This window comes from Rhizobium sp. 25PS6 (genome assembly GCF_032464655.1).
GTDB classification, from domain to species: domain Bacteria; phylum Pseudomonadota; class Alphaproteobacteria; order Rhizobiales; family Rhizobiaceae; genus Rhizobium; species Rhizobium laguerreae.
The window spans coordinates 210,839-228,948 of sequence record NZ_JAWDIV010000011.1; the positions used below are offsets into that span (position 1 = coordinate 210,839).

Consider the following 18,110-nt stretch of genomic DNA (forward strand, 5'->3'; position numbering starts at 1 on the left):
CAAGGGAGGTGATCTTGCTGCAGCGATCGACGGAACGGCTCGATATCGACCTTCTCGTCCTGCCGGATGCGAACCTGATCCTGATCGCCTCGGTCATCGAGCCGTTGCGCGGCGCCAACCGCATTTCCGGCAGCGAGCTCTATCGCTGGCGGCTGCTGACGCCGGACGGAGCGCCGGTCCTGACCACCAGCAATATCGCCGTGCCCGCGCGAGGCGCTTTCAAGGCGACGACCGAGGATGCGCCGCTGTTTGTGCTGGCCAGTTACAACTGGCGGCGCAGCGCGACCCCGGCGCTGAAGATGCAGCTCTCCCAGGCTGCCCGCTATCGCACGGTGATTGCCGGCATCGAGTCCGGCACATGGCTGCTGGCCGAAGCCAGCCTGCTCGACGGGTTGCAGGCCACCGTCCACTGGGAAGACTATGAGGATTTTGCGCTGACCTATCCTGAGGTACAGGCCGTCAAGGATCGCTTCGTCATCGACGGCAAGCGCCTGACGACCTCGGGTTCGCTTCCGACCGTCGACCTGATGCTGGAGGTGATCCGGCAACGGCAAGGCTATTCGCTGGCGCTCGAGGTCAGCCGGCTATTCCGTTACGAGCAGCCGTCCTTCCATACCGATGAGCCTCTTTCCGCAGCCTCGGCCGGACTGCGCATGCACGATCCCCGTGTTGCGCAAGCGGTGCGACTAATGGAGGAGCATATCGAGCAGCCTCTGATTCTCACGCGGCTCGCCCGCAGGGTGGGCATCAGCGCCCGGCATCTGCAGGATCTCTTCCAGCAGAGTATCGGCGCGCCGCCGCATGTGCATTATCTCGCGCTGCGCTTGAATGCGGCCCGCCGCAAGGTGATCGAGACGACGGCCTCCTTCGCCGACATCGCGGCGGCGACCGGCTTCAACTCGGCCTCAGCCTTTGCGAGAAGCTATAGGGCGAATTTTTCGGAGAGCCCGTCCGAGACCCGCCGCCGCTTGCGCCGCCGCATCACGTCATCGCAGGTGCTGGGATAGGCTGGAACGCGTCCCGTATCATTTCAGCTAGTTCCCGGACGGCTTCGCTGGAACGATAGGTGCTTCGGCGCAGCACGACCTTGGAGGAATCGACCGGCGGGAAACCATCTTCGGCGGTGAGTTCCCGGCAGCCGGGCGGGATGTTGCTGCGGGAAAGCGTGGTGACGGCAAGACCGGCGATGACGGCATTCTTCAACCCCGAGCCCGTATCGGCGATAAAGGCGATCCGGTAGTTGCGGCCGGTCTGCTCCAGCGACCGGAGCGCAAAATCGCGGCACCAGGTGGAATTGCGATAGATCGCAATCGGCAGGGGATCGATATCGTGCAGCCGATGGACCATCGATGTGACCCAGACCGTGGGATCAATGCAGATGACCTCGCCTTTGGTCTCGTCGCTCCAGTCAAAAACGACGGCCAGATCGAGCTCGTCCCGCTCGAGGGCGGCCAGGTTGCGGACCGTGTAGTCGCAGGACACAGTGACCTCGACGGCCGGGTGGCGGACGGCGAAAGCCGCAAGGGCCGCCGGCAGCACCGTCTGGCTGTATTCCTCGGGAATTCCGATGCGTACCGGTCCATCCAGCGGCTTGCTGCGAATCGTCGCAGCCGCCTCGTTCAAGAGGTCGATGATCCTGCGGGCGTAGGGCACGAGTTGGATGCCCGGGCGCGTGAGCAGCACGCCGCGGGCGCCGCGATCGAAAAGCGTTTCGCCGATCGTCTGCTCGAGCCTCTTAATCTGGGTGCTGACGGCCGACTGCGTCCGCCCGATGCGCTGCGCGGCGGCGGAGAAATTGGATGTCTCGGCAACGACCAGGAAGGTTCTCAGCAGGTCGCTCTCAATCGGCTCGTGCATCGGAATAGCCATAGAAAAAATCGATGGTAGTCATCTCTACTATTCGTTTGTCCGATGTCAATTCCTGGTGCAAAAAGGAGCCGCGTTCGACTTCCTTCTTTGAGAATATCTGCGTGACCATTGAAAATCCGGCCAGACGCCTCGCAGGCAGCGAGCACGAGAAGGGTGTGCTTCTCATCATTGCCGCGACGCTTGCCTGGAGCGCGAGCGGCGTCTATTCGCGGCTCCTGACGACCGACGTATGGACGGCGATCGCGTGGCGGTCGTTGTTCGGCGGCCTGTTTCTGCTGATCCCCTGCTTTTTCCTCGAAGGGGGCATGTCACGGCAGCAATGGCGATCCGTCTTCCATCCGTCCGGTCTTGCTATGATCGCATGCCAGACCTTCAGTCAGGTATGCTTCATCGGGGCGCTCTACATGACCACCGTCGCCAATGTGACGATGATCTATGCGACCGCGCCTTTCATCGCAGCGTTGCTCGGCTGGGTCATCCTCCGGGAGAGGGTCTCCAGGCGGACGCTGATTGCAGGCGGCATCTCGCTCCTCGGCGTTGCGGTCATCGTCGCCTCGTCGATCGGCGGCGGTACCGGTTGGGGCGACCTGCTGGCGCTCGGCATGACGGCGTCCTTCGCGCTCGTCATCATCATTCCGCGCGTCAGTCCTGATGTGCCGAGCCTGCCGCCGACCGTGGTCAGCGCCTTCCTGACGCTGGCTATCTTTGCTCCGTTCGGTTCGGTCGGCTCGCTCGACCTCCACAACTGGATCGTCCTTGCTGCTTTCGGCGCGACCAATTTCTCTCTCGCGCTGGTGCTCTTCCTTGCCGGAGCGAAGCGAATGCCGCCGGCGGAGGCGGCGCTGATCGGCACGATGGAAATCGTGCTCACACCCTTCTGGGTCTGGTTGTTGTTTTCCGAGCAGCCGCCCGTTGCGACCTTTTTCGGCGGTGCGATCATCCTTGGCGCCGTGCTCTGGCACACAGCCATCGACGTCAACCGCAGCCGCCGGCCGCATCGCGCGTAAACCTCTCATCCTCAACGCAGGCCGCAATCAAATCTTCCCGGGCGATCTGGAAAACCGCCGCATTCGCGGGATCAATTATTTCCCCTGCGCAGCGAGCTATTGCGACTTTGCCGACTGTCGTCTTTGGGTCGCGCCCATGTCGTTTTTTTGATCGCTGTTTTGCGTCAAGCGTGGTTTGTTTGGGGTGTTCAAGGCGCTACCTCGCAAACTGGCGAAATGGACCATTGGGAAGCCGGCCTGACGCGCCGGCCTCCCCGCAGCGGTAGAAGAACTGACATCCTCAAGGAAATCGCCGGACAGACATCCGGAAAGATATCGAGATGGATCGAAAGGAGATTCTGGAGCCGGAAACCAGCTCTTGTCACAACAAATCGACGGATTGCAGGCAGACGATCACGAGCGGAACGAAGGGCGAAAGCCATGGCGTTTGCTCCTCTTCTCCATTCAATCTGTCCCTTTTGCCAAATCCAAATATCGCCCGGTGCGGCGGTATCCTCGTATTGTGAACACCGGGCTGCAGAGGAGGCAGGCCGGAGGGAAGGTTGCCATCGACTGCATCGGTTGCAGATCGAGGCATTCAAACAAAGTGGGAGGAATCCATGAGCAAAAATAGAGGCGTCGTCTATCTCCGGCCGGGCAAGGTCGAAGTCCGCGACATCGACGATCCGAAGCTGGAAGCGCCCGACGGCCGCCGCATCGAACACGGCGTCATCCTGAAGGTGATCTCGACCAATATCTGCGGCTCCGATCAGCACATGGTCCGCGGCCGCACGACAGCGATGCCGGGCCTGGTCCTCGGTCATGAAATCACTGGCGAGATCATCGAGAAAGGCATCGACGTCGAGATGCTCGACATCGGCGATATCGTCTCGGTGCCCTTCAATGTCGCCTGCGGCCGTTGCCGCTGCTGCAAGTCTCAGGATACCGGTGTCTGCCTGACGGTAAACCCGGCCCGCGCCGGCGGCGCTTACGGTTATGTCGACATGGGCGGCTGGATCGGCGGACAGGCACGCTACGTCACCATTCCCTACGCAGATTTCAACCTGCTGAAAATCCCTGATCGGGACAAGGCGATGGCGAAGATCCGCGATCTCACCATGCTCTCCGACATTCTGCCCACCGGCTTCCATGGCGCAGTGCGTGCAGGCGTTGGGGTCGGCTCGACCGTCTATGTCGCCGGCGCCGGCCCGGTCGGCCTTGCGGCTGCGGCTTCAGCTCGCATTCTCGGCGCTGCAGTCGTGATGATCGGTGATTTCAACAAGGACCGCCTGGCGCATGCGGCGAAGGTTGGTTTCGAACCGATCGACCTGTCGAAGAGCGACCGTCTTGGCGATATGATCGCGCAGGTCGTCGGCAGCAACGAAGTGGACAGCGCCATCGATGCGGTCGGCTTCGAGGCACGCGGCCACTCGGGCGGGGAACAGCCGGCGATCGTGCTCAATCAGATGATGGAGATTACCCGTGCCGCAGGTTCGATCGGTATTCCCGGCCTCTACGTTACCGAGGATCCGGGCGCCGTCGATAACGCCGCCAAACATGGCAATCTTTCGCTTCGTTTCGGCCTCGGATGGGCCAAGGCACAGTCCTTCCACACCGGCCAGACTCCGGTGATCAAATATAATCGTCAGCTCATGCAGGCGATCCTCCACGACCGACTGCCAATTGCCGATATCGTCAACGCCAAGGTCATCCCGCTCGACGATGCCGCCAATGGATATGAGAGCTTCGACCAGGGAGCGGCGACGAAATATGTCCTCGATCCGCACGGCGAGGTGGCGAAAGCCGCATAGCGATGCGACCTAGAGCAATTCCAGCAAAAGTGCGCAGCGGTTTTGCGTCCGGGGTTGCGTAACACAGGACTTGATAGGGATGGCCGGGCGAAAACCCGGCCATCCCGCGTTGTCGAAAATTGGCCGGCGAACTACTGGATGCTGAACGGGAAATATTTTGCATTGATCATATCGTAGGTCCCGTCCGCCTTGATGCTCTTCAGCGCTTCGTTCAGGCGCGTCAGACGCTCCTTGTCATCCAGGCGGAGCGCGATCCCGGCACCTTCGCCGAAGTATATGACGTCGACCAGATCCGGCCCTTTGAACTCGCAGCAGGTTCCCGCCTTCGTGTTGGCGATCCAGTCGTAGATGGCAAGTTTGTCCTCCAGGATGATATCGACGCTGCCGTCCGATAAGCCCTTGTACAATTCAGGCGAAGACCGGAAGACCTTCTTTTTCATCTTCGGATAGACATGGTTGGCGTAGGATTCCTGCGCCGTCGACGACGTCACCCCGAGGATCTTGCCGCTGAGGCCAGCGGGGCTGACATCGCTGATCGGCGAATCCTTCCGAGCGATGAACACGGAAGGGCTGTTGTAGTATTTCTCCGAGAAGGCAACCTTTTGACGCCGCTCAAGGCTCATCGACATGGATGAGATGATCGCGTCGTATTTTTCCGCAACGAGATTGGGAATTATGTCGTCCCACTTCTCGATGATGAATTGGCATTCGAACTTGCCGACCTCGCAGAGGGCGTTAGCGATATCGATATCGAATCCCTGAAGCTTGTTATTTGCATCGAGATAGTTGAAGGGTGGAAACGCACCTTCGACGGCAACTCTCATGGGAGTGCGATCTTGCGCGGCCACCTCGAGCGGCGAGGTCGCAGCCAGTAGGATACCCATCCCGCCCGCCATCAGCGCTCCGCGCAGTATAGTCTGAATGGATATGCGCAACATCGTCGGGAACTCCTTGGGCGTATTCAATCTCGCCCATAGTGCGCCGCAGCCTTTAATTCTACGTGAACGCTTCTTTGTTAGCGTCGACGAATGCGCCCATGTCGTGGTGTTCAGGGGTCTACGCTTGCACATCGTTCTTCCTTCCAGCTCCAACACGTTTCAGCAATCCTGGATCGCTTCGGGAAGAATTCTGTTTCTGATTGCCGTCAGCGGGCTTGGAGCGATCGGACTCGTCGTGCTATCGGCGCTCTGGGCAGGAACCGAGAGCGACGCTGCCGCCCTTGATCGACAGCGCCAGCTTGTGAATGCCCGCCTGCGGGAACAGGTCGATCAAGTCGCACATGTTATCGGGCAGTTCGGCAATGGTTACCTCGCACGTGTTTATCCTGCCGCCCTGGCGACCGAAGGCTCCTCCAGCCTCGATGCCGTTTTGACGGCGGCAGCCGGGAGTGCGATCAGCCAGACGGCGATGTCTGCCTTCGGCTACGATCAGGCCTTTGTCGTCGATGGCAAGGCTCAACTGCTCATGCTGGCGGACGCTCAAACGGAGAAGCGATACCGCTGGATGAAGCCTCTCTTTTTGCCTCTCCTTAAGGATGCCCGTCTTGGGGTCAGGCGAAGCACGGCTTTGAACGAACGAACGCCGTCCTCAATGGAAGCCCGCCTTGCAAGCGCCGCCCGTTCCAACCGTGCTTTGGCCAACCTGATGCGGCTGGAGGGCCGGCCGACGATCGTGGGCGCCGTCGCCATTAACGAGGTTGCCGGGGGACAGCAGCAGCCGATGCGGCAATTCCTGATCGTCGTGCGATTTATCGATGGTGCGGCGTTGGATGAATTGAGCCGGGAACAGGGCCTTAACGGCGCCCGCTTCGCGCGCACGGCCGATGCAGACGAAAACGAGGTTGCGTTCCAGATCGACGCCACGGCAAACGGCGAACCGATCGGCTTCATCGTATGGCGGCCCGATCTTCCAGGTTCGAGGGTGATCGGCCGATTGATGCCGGCGCTTTCAGTTGCCGCCTTGGTGATCGCGATCCTGTTCTCGGTCTTGCTGGTGCGCCTGCGAAGCAGTCTCGGCGAGTTGAGGAAAAGCGAGCTGCATGCACGGCAGCTTGCCCTGCATGATGTGCTGACCGATCTTCCCAACCGCGCTTTGTTTGCGATGAGGTTCGACGAGTGCCTGGCCGAGACGCAGAATTCGACCGAGCGCTCGGCAGTGGCACTTCTCGACCTCGACCGCTTCAAAGCCGTGAACGACACATTCGGCCACGCCGCCGGCGATGAACTCATCAGGATGGCCGCGGAGCGGATCCGCTCCTTGCTTCGTCCGGGCGACACGCTGGCCCGGCTTGGAGGCGACGAATTCGCCCTGCTTCTCCGGGACATCAAAGATCATGACCACGTGTTGCCGGCAATATGCGAAGCGATCGTTGCCGAACTTGGCAAGCCCTTCCCGCTTTTAAGGGGCGAGGCGGTCGCGCGCGTCGGCGGCTCCATCGGCGTGACCGTCGTGCCGGACGCCGGGCGGAATGCCGATGACATCATGCGCTACGCCGACGTCGCGCTGTACGAGGCAAAGATGGGCGGCAGAGGCCAGTGGCGTCTTTATTCACCGTCCATGGACGGCGGCAGGAATGCGCGCGACATTCTCAAGAACGAATTGCGCGAAGTTCTGGCCAAAGGCACCGCCTCAGACGCTGACGGTCCGCAATCCGATCCGATTGTAAACGGGCCGGGCTTCGGATCGCTCGAGGTCTATTACCAAACGGTCCATCGCGCTGAGGCAGGATACGCGGCGTCGGGCGCGGAGGCACTCGTGCGCTGGCGTCACAGTCAGCGCGGACTGTTGACGCCTGCCAGCTTCATCCCTGTCGCCGAGGAGGGCGGGCTCATCGACGCTCTCGGTTTCTGGGTCCTGCGCGAAGCCTGCAGAGCCGCCTGCGAATGGCCGGAAGACACGTTCGTTGCGGTCAACGTGTCTCCTGCCCAGCTGAGAAGGCCACATTTCGCCGAGGAAGTCTTCGCCGTTCTTGAGGAGAGCGGCCTGCAGCCGTCCCGGCTCGAGCTCGAGCTTACCGAATCCTCGCTCATCGAGGATAATTCGGACGTTTATACGGTGCTGAAGTCACTGCGCAGTCGGGGTGTTCAGGTTTCGCTGGATGATTTCGGAACCGGCTATTCATGCCTCAGCCACCTGGTGCGTTTCGATATCGACCGCATCAAGATCGATCGTTCATTCGTCTCGCAGCTCGGCACGAAAGCAAACGGGGCGGCAATCATCGGCGCCATCGTCGCGCTCAGCCGCAATCTCGGTATCTCGACGACGGCTGAAGGGGTCGAAACCGAATATCAACGCGACTTTCTGGCCGCCCTTGGCTGCACCGACCTCCAAGGCTACTTCTTCTCCAAACCGGTTCCTCTGCACGAACTTGACTGCTTCCGGAAAGCTGGGAGCACCGCCGGATTGTTGACGATTGCTCCAGGCGCCGTCGCGTAAGGGACTTCTGATCTTCCGCTGGTCAGGGGAACTTTCGCCCCGTGCGACAGTTGACGCCCCGAAGAGCGGATGGAGGATCTGATGGGCGAGGTCGGCGAGTGGCGGCACCTTTGCGTCGACGTGCAGCGGATGTTTGCCGAAGACACACCGTGGCACGTCCCCTGGATGGCGCGGGTCTCCCCCCAGATCGAAGAGTTGGCGGGGCGGCACCCGTCGCGAACGATATTTACTCGCTTCCTGCCACCCGAGCGTGCGGACGACATGCCGGGGAAATGGCGGGACTATTACCGGAAATGGTGGATGATGACGGGCGAGCATCTTCCGCGCGACTTGATCGATCTGGCTTCATCGCTGGCGGCGTTGGTTCCGCCGGCAAGGTATTTCGACAAACGCACCTACTCCCCTTGGATCGATGGTCGCCTTCATACGCTCCTTCAGTCGGAACGGGTCGATACGCTGGTTATCTCAGGCGGTGAAACGGATGTTTGCGTGCTTGCCACGACGCTCGGCGCGATCGATCTCGGCTATCGTGTCATCGTGCTGAAGGATGCCGTCTGCAGCGGCGCCGACGATACGCATGACGCGTCACTGGAACTTCTGCACGATCGGTTTTCCGTGCAGCTCGAACTCATCGAGACCGAAGAATTTTTGAGGGGCGTTGGTTAAAGCATGTCGCGCAAAACTGTGCGGCGGTTTTGCGCGAACGACATGGTCTTGGCCCATCCGGCCAATTGCCAGAGATGACCGAGAGGTCGGTCTCAGCGTTTGCCGATCGACGGACTGAACACCATGAGGCTCAGGATCTCAAAGAGCACCTGTGCTGCGGCGTGCGCCGTGTTGGTCGTTGCGTCATATTGCGGGGCAACTTCGACGACGTCACCGCCCACTAAGTTGATCCCTTTCAGCCCGCGTATCAGCTCAAGGACTTCACGTGTAGTCAATCCACCGACCTCGGGCGTGCCCGTGCCGGGCGCAAAGCTCGGATCGAGGCTGTCGACGTCGAAGGAAAGATAGGTCGGGCCGTCGCCGACGACGGATTTTGCTTTGGCAATGACGGCCGCAATCCCCATTCCGTTGATATCCTCTGCGTGGATCACGGTCATTCCCGACGCATAGGAGAATTCCCACAAATATTCCGCCGAACCACGGATGCCAATCTGGATCGTCCTTGTCGGATCGAGCACGCCGTCCAGCACCGCATTGCGGAACGGCCCGCCATGATGAAACTTCGTCTGATCGAAGGCGCCGCTTGTATCGCAATGGGCATCGATATGAATGAGGCCGACCGGCTGCTGCCGACCGATGGCCTTCAAAATCGGATGGCTGATGGAATGATCGCCGCCGACGGAAAGCGGGGCAACGCCGGCATCGACGATCTGGCCGATGCGTTTTTCGATGTCGTCGTGGCTGAGCTCCAGCCGGTAACGGCTTTGGAACGCTACGTCACCGATATCGGCGACCCGAAGATCGAAGACCGGCGCCGTGGCGAGGACGTGATTATAAGGGCCGATCCTTTCGATGGCGCGAAGCGCTCTCGGTCCGAAACGCGAGCCCGGACGATTGGTGACGCCAAGATCCATGGGGACCCCGGTGATTGCAACCTGGAGATTGCCGAAGTCAGGATCATCGGCAGCGACCTGCATGTAAGGGGCGCTGAGGAAGGTCGGTATTCCGGCATAGGGCGCCAGTCTCGTACCGTTCTTGGAGATAATCTTCTCCGCCACTTTGCGAAACTTTTCGTCGAATATCTCGCCGCCATTGGCGTCTGCAAATTCTGTGCGCAGCTGTTCGAGCCGCGTTTTGTCCCACACCATGCGCATGCGTCTCCGCTTCAGCTCTATATCACTCGACAAAGAGGTTGAGAAAGCAATTGGTATCGTTGTAGCAATCGGTGTCAAAGAGAAATCGATATGATCGCTGCAAAACCCAATTCGCTTGTTGCCCGCCTTTCCGCCCCGCCCATTCCTTCCGTCGTCGCCTGGAGCCGCGAATACAAAGGAGAAAAAGGGCCGCTCATCGATCTGTCGCAAGCTGTGCCTGGTTATCCCGCGCATCCGGAGATGCTGCGGCTTCTTGCCGAGGCGGCCGGGCAGCAGGCCATGACGGGATACGGGCCGATCGAGGGCGAATCTTTCTTGCGCAAGGCCTACGCGGCTCATCTTGCCGAGCTTTACGGCGCCGACCTTTCCGCCGGCAATATCCACATTACCGCCGGCTGCAATCAGGCGTTCATGTGTACGGCGATCGCGCTTGCGGGCGCGGGCGATACGGTGGCGCTGACCAATCCCTTCTATTTCAATTACGACACGACGCTGTCGATGCTTGGGATCGGGCGCCGATTGGTCGATTGTGACCCGGCCGCAGGATTTCTTCCCGGTCCGGCTTCGGCCGAGGCAGCCCTTGCAGCGGGCGCGAAGATGCTTGCCGTCGTGACACCCAATAATCCCACCGGAGCCGTGTATCCGCCGAGCCTGCTTCATGAGTTTTTTGTTCTCTGCAGGAAATATGGCGCCTGGCTGGTTATCGATGAAACCTATCGCGATTTCCTTGGCGAAGGATATGGGCGGCCGCACTCTCTTCTGTCCGAGGCGGATTGGGAGGAGACGCTCGTCCTTCTCTACAGCTTCTCGAAATCCTTCTGCATTCCCGGTCATCGACTGGGTGCAATCACGGCAGGGCCCAAACTCGTCGCCGAGATCGCCAAGGTGATGGACAATATGCAGATCTGCGCACCGCGTTCGCCTCAGATCGCCGTTGCATCGGCGATCCCGGCGCTCGCCGATTGGCGGGCTGGCAACCGGCTCGAGATCGCCCGCCGGGCGGATGCGTTGAAGTTGGTCTTTTCCGGGCTGCCGGATTGGGAGATCGGAGCGATCGGCGCCTATTTTGCGTTTGTCCGCCATCCCTACGCCGATCGATCGGCTTCAGAGGTTGCCGAAAAACTCGCCAAGGAATCCGGCGTCGTCTGTTTGCCCGGCGCTTATTTCGGCGAAGGCCAGGAGCGTTACCTCAGACTTGCCTTTGCCAATGCGGATGTCGCCTCGATAGGGCTATTGTCCGAGCGCCTTCGTTAGGTCGCTGCGATCAACCTCCGCCGGAATTTCATGAAAGCCGCCGCGCCAGTAAAGCAGCGGCCCTATGTCCTGCCGGATTTCGATCGCGCAGACATGTCCGACCAAAATGGCGTGGGAATGATAGTGGAATGCGGTTTCGAGTTTGCAGTCCAGCACCGTCAGGGCGTTTTCAAGGGCGGCCGCGCCGGTCTTGAGGCGATACCATCCCGCATTGCCGTAGCGTTCGGCGCCCTTTCGCCCATCAAGGCCGGCAAAGGATTGCGCCACCTGCTGCTGGTCGGCGGCGAGCACGTTAACGCAGAAGCAGCCGTACCGCTGCAACGCCGGCCATGAGGAAGATGCTCGGTTGACGCTGACGATGACGGACGGCAACTCCGCCGAAAGCGAGGAGACCGACGTTGCCGTGAAGCCGGTGCGGTGTTGCCCGTCGCCGACCGTGATCACGCTGACGGCACCCGCCAGATGACGCATCGAAAGCTTGAAGTCCGCTTCGCTGATCAAAGCCTCGGCACTCATCGGGCTGACTCTTTCGTTTTGGCAAAAGGGTTTGCCGGCATTGAAAGACCCAGGTTTTCGCGCAAGGTCTTGCCCTCATATTCCTCGCGGAACAGCCCGCGACGTCGAAGCTCGGGCAGGACCAGCCGCACGAAGTCGTCGAGGCTGGAGGGCAAGGTCGGGAACATCAGGATGAAGCCGTCGGCGGCGCGTGTCTCGAACCATTCCTCCATGAAGTCGGCAATCTGGGCCGGCGTCCCCGTCATGCCATTTCCGGTATGCTTCTCGGCATAGTGCCGGATAAGTTCGCCGACGGTGCGGCCGCTTCTGACGAAATCGACCAGCTCGTCGAACAAGGCGCGTGATCCCTTCGGCGCCGCCGGCAGCCGATCCATGGGGAAGGGCTTGTCGAGAGCGACATCGCGCAGGTCCGCTTCCAGAAATTCGGAGAGCATCAGCCGGCCGACATCCGGATGCATCTTGTCGATCAGATAGTCCACCTTCGCCTTTGCCTCGGCTTCGGTTTCACCGACGTTGATGACGATGCCCGGCATGATTTTCAGGTCGTCGGGATCGCGCCCATGGGCGGGCATCCGGCGTTTGACGTTTTCGTAAAAGGCCCGGTTCCGGTCGATATTCGATGCGAGGCTGAAGACGATCTCGGCCGTGCGCGCCGCCATGTCCATTCCGGGTTCCGAACCGCCCGCCTGGGCAATGACCGGGCGGCCCTGGGGCGTCCGCGCGATGTTGAGCGGCCCGCGAACCTGGAAGTGCTTGCCCTTGTGATTGAGCGTGTGGTGCTTGTCCTTGTCATAGTAGACACCGTTTTCACGGTCGAGAAGCAGTGCGCCTTCCTCGAAGCTGTCCCAGAGGCCGAACACGACATCGACGAATTCGTTGCCGCGCTCGTAACGCAGTGCATGCGGGTCGAGCCCCTCGCGATTGAAGTTGTAGCCGGTTTCGTCGTGATCGGAGGTGACGACGTTCCAGCAGACGCGCCCCTTGCTCAAATGGTCGATCGAAGCGAACAGGCGCGCGACATTGTATGGCTCGTAGTAACTCGTCGACACCGTCGCCACGAGGCCGACATCGTTGGTGGTGACTGCCAGAGCCGAAAGCAGCGAGAGCGGTTCGAAACGGTTCATCTTGGTCGGAATGCGGGCAAGCGCCTTCGGATCGCCGACGGCGGCGGCAGGAGAATCCGCCATGAACATGAAATCGAACTTGGCCGCTTCGGATCGTTTGGCGACATCGAGCAGATGAGCGAAGTCGTTGGCGCCATTGACGTCGCTTGCCGGATGCAGCCAGGACGCAGGATGAAAGCCGAACGTATAGACGAAAGTCCCGAGTTTCATCTTGTCAGTTCGCGCCATCGAGCTCTCCTGCTATGTCGGCCACGCCGCCAACGGTGGAGGGCGACTGCGCAAATTATCGCCAGGCGCAAATTTTCATCAATATCGCTCAGCTGGGTTCCGTTTTAGTTTTTCTAAAGTATCGGCGCGGACGCCAGGGCCTGCTGACGGGAAACAGCAATGAGCCAATCGCGGAATTCGCGCCCGTGGGGCTTCTGCAAGGCCGCCCGATCCCAGGCGAGAAAATAGCTTTCGCGCAGTGCGATGCGCAGGTCGACGGGAATGACGAGCGTTTGCGCATCGAGCTCATCTGATATCATCGACATCTGCGCGAGAACGACGCCGCGCTTGTTGACAGCCGCGTCAATAGCGCTGCTCGACAGGGTGAAGGAAAGGCCTGGCGTTGACGCGTCGAAGGAGACACCGGCCTTGGCGGCAAACTCCGCCCAGCTCGGGTAAGGCGTGAAGTGCCGTTCCCACTCGACATGGAGGAGGGGCTGTTTGAAGAGATCGCAAGCCGCATGCGCGCGATCCTGCATCAGCGCCGGCGAACAGGCAGGCACCACCCAATCGCGAAACAGTTCGGTATAATGTTCGTGCTGCAGCACGTCCGACCCGTAGCTCACGCGGAAATCGATATCGTCGAAGCCGATGCGGGGCTCTCTGTCGCGTCCGATGATCCTCACCTGCACGTCGGGATGAAGCGCTTGCCAGTCGAAGATGCGCCTGCCGATCCATTTGTTGACGACGGAGGAAAGCGCACTGAGAACCAATGCTGTCTCATTGCGGGCCTTTTCCAGCAGTTGCCCGGCGAGGGCGAATTGCTCAAATCCCTTCGATATCTCCTGGTGGTAGAGCCGGCCCCAGGCAGTCAGCTCGACGGTTCGTCCGCTACGTTCCAGAAGCGAAACGCCAAGGAAGCTTTCGATTTTGTGAACCTGCTGGCTGATTGCTCCCGGCGATACGTTGAGTTCCAGTGCCGCGGCCGTCACGCCGCCGCAGCGCCCCACCGCCTCGAAGGCCTGCAAGCCCTTCAGCGGGATCGTCTTGAAGCGCTCATGGGTCACTTGCGGAGCCTCTCGTGATTTGCGCCAACTCAATTTGCCGTCGGGTGAAACGTCCCTGCGAACTGGAAGCGATCGCCTGGATGGGTAATCTCGACATATGTCACCGTGCGCCCGTTCTGCCAGGTCTGGCGGATCAGGCTAAGGCAAGCCTCGCCCCTCTCCGTCTGCAGGATCCGGGCCGTCACGGTATCGGCCGAGACGGCACGAATGACATGTTTGGCCTTGGACCAGGGCACCTGCTCAAGCAGCCATTTGCCGGGCGGGATCGAGGCGAAGCTCTCTTCTCTCGCCCGTGGCACGGCATCGAGCATGATGATTCGCCGCTCGATGGCATTCGGTCTGCCGTCGACGATATGCAGGCATTGAAGTCTAAGGACTTCTGCATCGGCAGGCTCCGACAGCTGCTGCGCCTCCGCCTCTCCAAGGCGCTCGACCGTGCGGGCGAGGATTTCGAAGCGGTGTTCGTGCCCGGCCAGTTCTGCTTCGGTGCTGATATCCTGAATATCCATCACGGTGCGGTCGATCTGGGGCGATGCGACAAACGAACCGGTCTTGCGCCGCCTCACGATCATGCCGCGTTCGGCCAGCGCCGACAGCGCCTTGCTGACCGTCATGCGCGAACACCGATATTCGGCCACCAGCTCGTGCTCGACGGGAATGCGGTCGCCGGGCCGCCAATCACCGCTGATGATCTTCGTCTCGATATCCGTGAAAATACGCTGGTAAATCGACACCAAGTCCGCACCTCATCCGGCGTCAGCGATCACAAATGCGGAACAGCACGCCAGCGAGATCGACGCCATCCGGCACAAATTTTGCGTTCCTCGTCTTTTACATTGACACTCTAGGCCAGCCTATATCTATTTGTATAGTCAAAAGCGGAGCATAGAAATCCGTGCCGAGGAAAATCGAAGTCGGGAACAAAACTCCCCCGCCGGGGGAATAAAAATTGGAGAGATGATCATGAAGGCACATTCACTGCTGAAGGGTCTGGTCGGCGCTGCGTTCCTGCTCGGAGCAGCCGTTTCCGCCCATGCAGCCGACACGCTGGCAGCCGTCAAGGCAGCCGGCACCCTCAAGGTTGGCACCGAAACGGCTTTCGCACCGTTCGACTATATCGACGCCGGTGAACACACAGGCCTGAACGTCGACCTCTTTGCCGAGATCGGCAAGGAACTCGGCGTCAAGATCGAGTGGGTGGCGCTTCCCTGGGACGGTGTCTTCCCGGCGCTCGAGGCCGGCAAGTTCGATGTCGTCGCAGGCCCTGCGACGATCACCAAGAAGCGCTTGGAGCGCTATCGCTTCACGCCGCCGATCGCCGAAGCGACGATTGCCATTCTGAAGAAGGCCGGCGATACGACCATCAGCAAGCCGGAAGATATTGCCGGCAAGAAGATCGGCGTCGGCAAGGCAACTGCTCAGCTCGACCAGTTGAAGGAATTCTCCGACACGCTGCCGACCAAGGTCGATGTGCGCGAATATCCGGCCTTTACCGAATCCTATGCCGATCTCGCAGCCGGGCGCATTGCCGGCGTTGCCAACTCGCTGCCGAATATCGCCTTCGTCGCCAGCCAGCGAAAGGGCACATTCGAAGTCGTCCAGCCGCCATTCGGCAAGAAGTCCTATTTCGGCTTCATCGGTCTCAAGAATGCCGATCACGCCCCACTGATGGATGCGATTGATGCCGCAATGCTCAAGATCAAGGCAGATGGACGCATGGCTGAGCTGCAGAAGAAGTGGTTCGGTGCATCTTTTGATACGCCTGATGCTGTCAAGGACCCGGCATTCTGATTAGCTGCCGGTGAAACGAACGCGCCCCGCCAGTGGTCGGGGCGCAATCTGCCGTGGCATCAGAGTTCACGGCCGCAGCGCCCAGGCAAACACCGCCCATGCCCATCAAGCTTTTCGAACTGCTTCTGCAAGCCGCGATCTACACGGTGACGATCAGCGTGGTTTCTATCCTGATCGGCTTTGCGATCGCCATCATTGTTTCCGCCATGCTGCTTTCGCGGCAACGGCTCTTCGCGCTGCAGGCGCGGATTTTCATCAGTTTCTTTCGTGGCGTGCCGCTGCTGGTGCAACTGCTGCTGATCTATAACCTGCTGCCGGCGATCGGCATCAACGTGCCGAGCATCGTTGCGGCCATCATTGGTCTTTCGCTGTGTACTGCGGCCTATCAGGCTGAAAATCTGCGCGGCGGATTTTCCAGTGTTCCGACGGGCCTTGTCGAATCTGCCGAAATGGTCGGCATGACACCCGTTCAGATCTTCCGCCGCATCAAGGCGCCGATCGCCCTGCGCCTGACCTTTCCGGCGCTCGTCAACGAAGCGATCCTTATCCTGAAGGCGTCTTCGCTGGTCTCGGTCGTCGGGGTCATCGAGTTGACGCGCATGGCCCAGGACCTTGCCGGCAGCACCTTCCTGCCGCTCGAGATTTTCGCTTCCGCCGGGCTGATCTATCTCGTCATCAATTGGATCGTTGCCCTTGCGGGCGGCCTGATCGAACGCTCCCTGCCAGGAGTGCCGCGATGACCTTCGACATCAATGTGATCTTCAGCAACTTGCCGGAAATCCTCAGCGGTGCATGGGTCACCATCGTCATCTGGATCATCACCACCCCGGCCGCTGCCGTGCTCGGCTTCCTTGTCGCCGTTGCCAGACGTTTTGGCGGGGTGATCCTGGACAAGGCGTTCGGCATTGTCATCGCGGTGCTCCGCGGCACGCCGTTCCTGATTCAGATATTCCTCGTCTACTACGGCGGGCCATTCGTCGGATTATCGCTCGATCCGATCCCGGCAGGCGTCATCGGCCTTTCCATCTACGGCGCGGCTTATTTCAGTGAGATATTCCGCTCGGGCTTTGCTGCGGTCCCGAAGGGACATATCGAAGCCGGGATATGCGTTGGCCTGACACAAGGACAGATCATCCGACGCATATTGCTGCCGGAGATGACCATGCTGGTGTTGCCGCCGTCGATCAACATGACGATCATCCTGATGAAGGAGACGGCCGTGCTGTCCATCATTACCGTGCCGGAGTTGACGGCGACACTGAGCGCCATCGGCTCGCAGCAATATGCTTTCGTCGAGGCGCTCTTTGTGCTCGCGCTGTTCTATTGGGCCTTGGTCGAAATCACCGGTTGGCTCGGTCATCTCGCCGAAACGAAACTCACCAGATTCAGGTTTTTCAACATATGAGCGTTCCTGCGATCGCAGTCAAAAATCTCGTCAAGACGTTCGGCGGCTCCACCGTGCTGCACGGCATCGACCTCGATATCGTTCAGGGGCAGGTTTCCTGCGTCATTGGCCCGTCGGGTTCCGGCAAGAGTACGCTGCTGCGCTGTATGGCCTTTCTCGGGGAATCGACCAAGGGGACGATTACAGTCAATGGCGAGGTGCTTGGCTTTGCGGAAAACGCCAAGGGCGTCCGTGAGCGGGTGCCGGCGGCGGTGAACCGGCGGATCCGATCACAGATCGGCATGGTTTTTCAGCAGTTCAATCTCTGGCCGCATATGACGGCGCTCGGCAATGTCAGCGAGGCGCTGAAGACGGTTCACAAGATGAGCCGCAAGGATGCGGAAGAGCGGGCAATGGCCCAGCTCGTCAAGGTCGGCCTTGAGGGCAGGGCAGGGCACTATCCGTCGCAGCTTTCGGGAGGGCAACAGCAGCGCGTTGCCATCGCCCGGGCGCTTGCCCTCAACCCAAAGATCATGCTCTTTGACGAGCCGACCTCGTCACTCGATCCAGAGCTGACCGGCGAAGTGCTGAACGTCATGCGCGATCTCGCCGCCGAGGGCATGACGATGGTCGTCGTCTCCCACGAGATCGGATTTGCCGCAACGGTCGGCCAGCAGATCGTCTTTCTCGATCACGGCAAGGTGCTGTTCACCGGTCCGCCGCAGGACGTCTTCAAGCGACCGAGAAACCCCCGGCTCGAGCAATTCCTGGATACCTATATCGATCGCGGAGCCTCGATGCTGCTGTGACGTTCATGTCCTTATGGATCGTCGGGCCGATCTCCAA

General features: G+C 60.3%; 17 protein-coding genes. 10 read left to right on the top strand and 7 right to left on the bottom strand.

What is annotated here, in order from left to right; translation table 11 throughout:
- Positions 1–8: 8 nt before the first annotated feature.
- The gene (locus RWK44_RS17885) at positions 9–1,007 is read left to right on the top strand and encodes a GlxA family transcriptional regulator (RefSeq protein WP_131664818.1); all 999 of its coding nucleotides are present in this window, start codon (positions 9–11) and stop codon (positions 1,005–1,007) included.
- Here RWK44_RS17885 and RWK44_RS17890 read toward each other — a convergent pair.
- On the bottom strand, positions 982–1,857 hold the full coding sequence (locus RWK44_RS17890; RefSeq protein ID WP_025398309.1) for a LysR substrate-binding domain-containing protein: 876 nt from the start codon (positions 1,855–1,857) through the stop codon (positions 982–984). The two genes, RWK44_RS17885 and RWK44_RS17890, sit on opposite strands and share 26 nt — an antisense overlap.
- A gap of 113 nt (positions 1,858–1,970) precedes the next feature.
- Between RWK44_RS17890 and RWK44_RS17895 the strand changes: the two genes are divergently transcribed.
- Complete coding sequence (locus tag RWK44_RS17895) at positions 1,971–2,876, top strand: DMT family transporter (protein WP_316029197.1); 906 nt, start codon at positions 1,971–1,973, stop codon at positions 2,874–2,876.
- Between the two features lie 599 nt (positions 2,877–3,475).
- The gene (gene fdhA, locus RWK44_RS17900) at positions 3,476–4,666 is read left to right on the top strand and encodes a formaldehyde dehydrogenase, glutathione-independent (RefSeq protein WP_072642246.1); all 1,191 of its coding nucleotides are present in this window, start codon (positions 3,476–3,478) and stop codon (positions 4,664–4,666) included.
- 131 nt (positions 4,667–4,797) lie between these two features.
- Here fdhA and RWK44_RS17905 read toward each other — a convergent pair whose 3' ends face one another.
- On the bottom strand, positions 4,798–5,604 hold the full coding sequence (locus RWK44_RS17905; protein ID WP_017958175.1) for a transporter substrate-binding domain-containing protein: 807 nt from the start codon (positions 5,602–5,604) through the stop codon (positions 4,798–4,800).
- A 103-nt stretch (positions 5,605–5,707) separates the two neighbouring features.
- On the opposite strand from RWK44_RS17905, the gene RWK44_RS17910 reads away from it, so the two are divergent.
- Together RWK44_RS17910 and RWK44_RS17915 are read left to right on the top strand one after the other, a co-directional pair.
- On the top strand, positions 5,708–8,101 hold the full coding sequence (locus RWK44_RS17910) for a putative bifunctional diguanylate cyclase/phosphodiesterase (RefSeq protein ID WP_131664916.1): 2,394 nt from the start codon (positions 5,708–5,710) through the stop codon (positions 8,099–8,101).
- Between the two features lie 81 nt (positions 8,102–8,182).
- Positions 8,183–8,767, top strand: a complete 585-nt coding sequence (locus RWK44_RS17915; protein ID WP_094088906.1) for a cysteine hydrolase family protein — start codon at positions 8,183–8,185, stop codon at positions 8,765–8,767.
- 92 nt (positions 8,768–8,859) lie between these two features.
- Here RWK44_RS17915 and speB read toward each other — a convergent pair whose 3' ends face one another.
- Entirely contained in the window at positions 8,860–9,915 is a 1,056-nt protein-coding gene (gene speB / locus RWK44_RS17920; protein ID WP_131664817.1) for an agmatinase, read from the bottom strand.
- A gap of 96 nt (positions 9,916–10,011) precedes the next feature.
- Here speB and RWK44_RS17925 point away from each other — a divergent pair, with 96 nt between their 5' ends.
- Complete coding sequence (locus RWK44_RS17925; protein ID WP_316029198.1) at positions 10,012–11,175, top strand: aminotransferase; 1,164 nt, start codon at positions 10,012–10,014, stop codon at positions 11,173–11,175.
- Here RWK44_RS17925 and RWK44_RS17930 read toward each other — a convergent pair.
- From RWK44_RS17930 to hutC, 4 genes are all read right to left on the bottom strand, one after another.
- On the bottom strand, positions 11,152–11,691 hold the full coding sequence (locus RWK44_RS17930; RefSeq protein ID WP_131664815.1) for a flavin reductase family protein: 540 nt from the start codon (positions 11,689–11,691) through the stop codon (positions 11,152–11,154). The two genes, RWK44_RS17925 and RWK44_RS17930, sit on opposite strands and share 24 nt — an antisense overlap.
- Positions 11,688–13,043: an LLM class flavin-dependent oxidoreductase gene (locus RWK44_RS17935; protein WP_131664814.1), complete on the bottom strand. Its 1,356-nt coding sequence runs from the start codon at positions 13,041–13,043 to the stop codon at positions 11,688–11,690. Before RWK44_RS17935 ends, RWK44_RS17930 begins: the two co-directional genes overlap by 4 nt.
- Before the next feature lie 113 nt (positions 13,044–13,156).
- On the bottom strand, positions 13,157–14,089 hold the full coding sequence (locus RWK44_RS17940) for a LysR family transcriptional regulator (RefSeq protein ID WP_131664813.1): 933 nt from the start codon (positions 14,087–14,089) through the stop codon (positions 13,157–13,159).
- Between the two features lie 29 nt (positions 14,090–14,118).
- Positions 14,119–14,826 (bottom strand): histidine utilization repressor, encoded by a 708-nt coding sequence (gene hutC, locus RWK44_RS17945; protein WP_017958167.1) that lies wholly within the window; start codon positions 14,824–14,826, stop codon positions 14,119–14,121.
- 226 nt (positions 14,827–15,052) lie between these two features.
- On the opposite strand from hutC, the gene RWK44_RS17950 reads away from it, so the two are divergent.
- From RWK44_RS17950 to RWK44_RS17965, 4 genes are all read left to right on the top strand, one after another.
- The gene (locus tag RWK44_RS17950; RefSeq protein WP_131664812.1) at positions 15,053–15,880 is read left to right on the top strand and encodes a transporter substrate-binding domain-containing protein; all 828 of its coding nucleotides are present in this window, start codon (positions 15,053–15,055) and stop codon (positions 15,878–15,880) included.
- 98 nt (positions 15,881–15,978) lie between these two features.
- On the top strand, positions 15,979–16,620 hold the full coding sequence (locus tag RWK44_RS17955) for an amino acid ABC transporter permease (protein ID WP_131664811.1): 642 nt from the start codon (positions 15,979–15,981) through the stop codon (positions 16,618–16,620).
- Complete coding sequence (locus tag RWK44_RS17960) at positions 16,617–17,285, top strand: amino acid ABC transporter permease (protein WP_065284647.1); 669 nt, start codon at positions 16,617–16,619, stop codon at positions 17,283–17,285. The genes RWK44_RS17955 and RWK44_RS17960 overlap by 4 nt, the downstream gene beginning before the upstream one ends.
- Positions 17,282–18,073 (top strand): amino acid ABC transporter ATP-binding protein, encoded by a 792-nt coding sequence (locus RWK44_RS17965; RefSeq protein WP_316029199.1) that lies wholly within the window; start codon positions 17,282–17,284, stop codon positions 18,071–18,073. Before RWK44_RS17960 ends, RWK44_RS17965 begins: the two co-directional genes overlap by 4 nt.
- Positions 18,074–18,110: the final 37 nt, after the last annotated feature.